Raw genomic sequence first — 4,356 nt, 5'->3', positions numbered from 1 at the left:
GCGTTCGCCAACAATCCGGAGTCGTATGCGCTGGGGGAGTCGATGCCGCCTGCCATTGGGCCAGATGCGCAGGATTCGCAGCGGCACGACGGCTAGAGATGCCCGATACGATCGATCATGGCCTAACGCCATGGCTGATCGAGATCATCGCAGAATTGGGCGTCGCACGATCTGGAATGAGTGGCCTTGTTGGGCTGGATTATGGAGAGATTGAATCCTATGCGCGCTTCGCAGGGATCAAACTCGGGAGAGCTGCAATCATGATTCGCAAAATTTCAGCCGCATACGCAACAGGCTACAACGAGGGCCAGGACGATAAGTCGCCGCTGCCGTGGAAACAGAGCAGTGATTCTATCGCCGACTCGATATCTATCTGGCTGGACAGCCTGGGATGATTGTTTCGTCGCAATGGGACATCTCCGCGGTGGGCCAGATTGGTCCAATTTATCCGGCAGGTGGCGAGATCAGAATATCTCTAGACCAAACCGCCGGGGTTGCGCGCGCATATGCCAGCACATCACCAAGGCAGAACGTCATCGTAGACGAATCTTCCGGGTTGCTGACCGCGGCATCATTTGACCTGAACAATCCAGGAGGACTTAAGTCGGGCTGGATTAATGTTACGGCCGATTTGTCGTCAGAGCTTGTTGGGTTCAGCGCAGTTCTGATCATCGTTGATTCGGGCACAGTAACGGCTAGCGCTACGGAATTTGTGCCGGATGACGTGGTTAAAACCGGATCCGGATTTGTTGCGTCGATCTCAACCAGCCCAGCTGCTCGGTGGGGGATTGGCGAAGCTATGCTCTTGAGTTATGAGCCACTTAGAGTTGAGTCTGTTGAGATTGGCGGCGTCCAATCTGAGGGCGTAACGGCGCGATGGCTCGACGGATCGCCAGACGTCATCAAGGGCGGATCGATATTCGGCGCTGTAACCATGAGGGTGCCAGACATCGAGAGCGCAGGGAACACGGCGCTTGCTGTCGCATCCATCGATTCGTCGCCATATGTGATCAAATTCGAGCGCATAAAGGATGGTGATATTTTGGAGTCACGCTATTTCAATGGCCTAGTCAAAATGATGGAAGTCCCTGTTGGGGACCAGATCAGATCAATCCCTGTTGAAATTGTCGTGATAAATCGGCCGCTACACGTAATTTACTGAGGTAACAATATGGCAATCGTAAAACTAGCGACCGAAACCCTCACGCTAGGGCGCTATCGCGATCTGAAACGCAAAGAGGCGACCGCATCAGCATTGATATCGGCGTATGACGCTGAGCAATCGCTAGTAAATGAGCACGGCCCCAGAAATTGGCCTCGCCCGACGATGGAAAACGCCAACAATGTTCCGACGATATCATCGGTATCAGATCCCGCCGCAGATCCTGACGCGGCAACGCAGATCATTTACCCGTTTGGGTTTGATCACGAAAATGGGACGGTCGTTCCTAAAGAATATCGTTATACGCATTTATTCAGAGGGCTGAACCCAAATCTATCGATCAAACGGTCGATACGTAATTACCTTATTGGCCCGAAATTGAAAGTTTCTGGAGCAACAGGGGGAAACGCAGGGCATGACACCGATATCGAGCCGGGCCAATCGTGGGGCATGGGTACGGCGCCAAAATATTGCGATTTCACGTTGGACGGAGATGTTTTTTACCTGCCCAGCAGCCAGGGCGGCGCATCAGTAACGATGCATGTTGCCGTGGATGGGGCGATCATGACGCCGGTGATTTCGGGATCAAATCTCAACGTCGGCTCTATGCCGTGGAATTTCTACCCGAATGTTGTTTCCCACTACATCAAATTCAAGTTTCCGACCGTTGCGCGCCGAAAAATCAGCCTTGTTTTTGAGTTCGCGTACTGCCCGCTTTCGATCCATACTCGAGTAACATCAACGATTACCGTCCCAACGACTAAGCGGCTGAGATGGCTGGCATTTGGCGACTCATTTTCGGACGGCGTAATTAGCGACACATCGACTGCATTTTCTCAGGTTCACGGAACTGGCGAAACAATGCATTACATGTTCGGCGGAGAGTTTGAATTTCTGAACATGGCGGCGTCGTCTTCAGGGTTTTGTGATGCGACTTATGTTGTGCTCCCGGCAGACTCGATCCCATACCCGAATGGTAAATTCCCATCGTTCAGAAAGCAGCTATTAACCGCAACGCCAGGGCTGGACGCGGATATTATCACGCTGCTATGCGGACATAACGACGCCAGCCAACACGCAAACCCGGTCCTGCTGTCTGAATGCGCGGCATTTATCGACGATGCACGGTCGATGCATCCTGGAGCGATTATCGCTGTTTTCGGCGCGAACGCATCGCCGGGGAAAATCGGAGACGGTACAGATTTGCTTGTCGAAGCAAAAATTAAACAGGTTTGCGACCAGAAGGGCGCAATTTTCGTGCCGCTACAAAACCGGCGTATCAAATTTTTGCGCGGATCCGGAAAGCAAAGCGCTACAACTGGAGACGGAAACTGTGATATCTACACGGGACCGGATGGCATCCATCCGACGATCAAAGGACATGGCGCGCTTGGCAGGATGATGGCTGCCGAGCTGAGAAATGCCGTTGCCAAATCATTGACTTAAGAGGTTATTGACATGCCGTCCGGAACCAATGTTACTGCAACCGTCGGAAACCACATCCAAGACCTTCGGGTTATTGCTGCTGGTGAAATTTCTGGCGCCGTATTGATCGTAAAGCCACGCGCGCGCTTGAGCGTATACCCAGGGGCTGGCGCAACGGTCACGATTTACAAATCGAGTAGCCCGCACTCGCTGATTAGCGCAGACGCAACCGCCGGACGGCTTACCTATGCAAATTTTAACGGCGGTGACCTGAGCACTCTGTCGAGCAATTGGGTAATGTGGGCAAAGGGCGGCATAACCGCTGCAGACACTGAAGGTCCCGGCGAGAATTCAGCTTGGACCTCGTTTATCGCAATCTCAACCGGAGGCGCCGCATCGAACGTCGAAATTGTGCAAACGCCGTAACGGGAGGCTGACATGCCGATTGTGAGAATCAGCCCAGAATCCTACGCGCCGCCGCCGCCTTATTCGTGGGCCAGCAAGCCTGATGCGCCGGGTAATTCTGGAATGCGAATAGCCATTCCGGAATTTGGGCATTCTGTCTGGGTATCGAACGGAATTTACTGGCGCCCGCAGGACGGCGAATGTGTTTTGAGGCGCAAAAATTTGCAGTCCGAATCAGGACCATATCCAACACTCACCGAAGTGCCGAACGCATTTGATGGGCTGATTATCCCTGACGATCTTTTGCAGTCTCCTGGCGCGCCATCATTCGAGGTTCGCGCACAGGGCCGACGGAATGGCACGCTGAGCGCAGCGCAGCAATATCAATTATCAATTGGCACCGCTGCATCTAATGCGGTGTTTGCTCTGTCATCCGCCGCTGATAGTGGCGCAGGAAGTGCAGTTGTCCGGGCGTATGGATACACTACGCAGATTACATCTTCTGGTAATTACCAAACAAGCGGCATTAACGGGTTTCAGGATGGTGGCGTGATGCCCGGCGGTACAATCCTATTTGCAAATCTGAGCGGTCAACAAATCCGCCTGTATGCGCGCAACGGAAGCACGGATTCTTCGGAAACTTGGGCGATGCACTTTTGCGAAATCAGCGTTCACTTTTAAAGAGTCCGGTAAATGGCTGAAATTTCGGTAGACGTAAAGCTCAGCGGGGCGCAGCAGGCGGAGACCGCGCTTGAATCGCTGGATAATGCTGCTACGTCTGCCGCTCGTTCAGCCGGCGCTCTTGGATCGGCAACGCGGCAGGCAGGCGGTGGCGTTTCCGATCTAGCCGCAAAATCCGCCAGTGCTGCAAAATCTGCCGCTGGGGTAGGCGCTGCTGCGTCAGGGGCGACGAAGGGCATCACATCAATGGGGGCGGCGATAACCGCCGCTGTTGGACCTCTCGTTGCGTTTGCTGCTGCCGCTGCATCTGTCACAGCCGTGTTCGGAAACATCGTCGAATTCGATAAGCTGTCAGGCCAGGTCAAGACCGTGACGGGCGACGCAAAAAGCGCAGCTATCGCGATGGCTGGGCTTCAAGCAATTGCGACCGAACTACCGGCTGAACTTTCCGACCTCACTGAATCATTCGTAAAGCTGCAGGCCCGAGGGTTCGACACCACCAGCGAATCGATGCGGCGAATTTCCGATCTGGCGGCAGCCCTAGGCGGTTCGTTCGGGCAGGTTTCTGAGGCTATCACTGACCTTGCTGTCGGCCAAACCATGCGGATGGAATCGCTCGGGATTTCCGTCACGCAGAACAACGGAAAAATTCAACTCTCGTTCGGCAAAACAGCGCTCGAGGT

The 4,356-nt window shown here is 53.9% G+C and carries 6 protein-coding genes; all 6 read left to right on the top strand.

Going from position 1 to position 4,356, the window contains the following annotated elements:
- Positions 1-98 precede the first annotated feature (98 nt).
- Positions 99-395 carry a hypothetical protein gene (locus E4680_RS13480; RefSeq protein WP_135282943.1) on the top strand — a complete coding sequence of 99 codons (297 nt, stop codon included), beginning with the start codon at positions 99-101 and terminating at the stop codon, positions 393-395.
- Positions 392-1,162: a hypothetical protein gene (locus tag E4680_RS13475; RefSeq protein ID WP_135282942.1), complete on the top strand. Its 771-nt coding sequence runs from the start codon at positions 392-394 to the stop codon at positions 1,160-1,162. Before E4680_RS13480 ends, E4680_RS13475 begins: the two co-directional genes overlap by 4 nt.
- Before the next feature lie 9 nt (positions 1,163-1,171).
- A complete protein-coding gene (locus tag E4680_RS13470; protein WP_135282941.1) occupies positions 1,172-2,608 on the top strand; it encodes an SGNH/GDSL hydrolase family protein in 1,437 nt (478 codons plus the stop codon).
- Between the two features lie 12 nt (positions 2,609-2,620).
- Positions 2,621-3,013 (top strand): hypothetical protein, encoded by a 393-nt coding sequence (locus tag E4680_RS14155; protein ID WP_167792524.1) that lies wholly within the window; start codon positions 2,621-2,623, stop codon positions 3,011-3,013.
- A gap of 12 nt (positions 3,014-3,025) precedes the next feature.
- On the top strand, positions 3,026-3,673 hold the full coding sequence (locus E4680_RS13465; RefSeq protein WP_135282940.1) for a hypothetical protein: 648 nt from the start codon (positions 3,026-3,028) through the stop codon (positions 3,671-3,673).
- A gap of 12 nt (positions 3,674-3,685) precedes the next feature.
- Positions 3,686-4,356, top strand: a 671-nt coding sequence (locus tag E4680_RS13460; protein WP_135282939.1) for a hypothetical protein, incomplete at its 3' end; no start/stop codon positions are given.

This window comes from Candidatus Macondimonas diazotrophica (assembly GCF_004684205.1).
Lineage (GTDB): Bacteria > Pseudomonadota > Gammaproteobacteria > UBA5335 > UBA5335 > Macondimonas > Macondimonas diazotrophica.
Note: the sequence above shows the minus strand (reverse complement) of the source record. Positions and strands in the feature narration are given on the sequence as shown.

Coding starts and splice junctions, on each gene's coding strand:
- E4680_RS13480 (WP_135282943.1), top strand. CDS start 99: ATGCCCGATACGATCGATCATGGCCTAACGCCATGGCTGATCGAGATC.
- E4680_RS13475 (WP_135282942.1), top strand. CDS start 392: ATGATTGTTTCGTCGCAATGGGACATCTCCGCGGTGGGCCAGATTGGT.
- E4680_RS13470 (WP_135282941.1), top strand. CDS start 1,172: ATGGCAATCGTAAAACTAGCGACCGAAACCCTCACGCTAGGGCGCTAT.
- E4680_RS14155 (WP_167792524.1), top strand. CDS start 2,621: ATGCCGTCCGGAACCAATGTTACTGCAACCGTCGGAAACCACATCCAA.
- E4680_RS13465 (WP_135282940.1), top strand. CDS start 3,026: ATGCCGATTGTGAGAATCAGCCCAGAATCCTACGCGCCGCCGCCGCCT.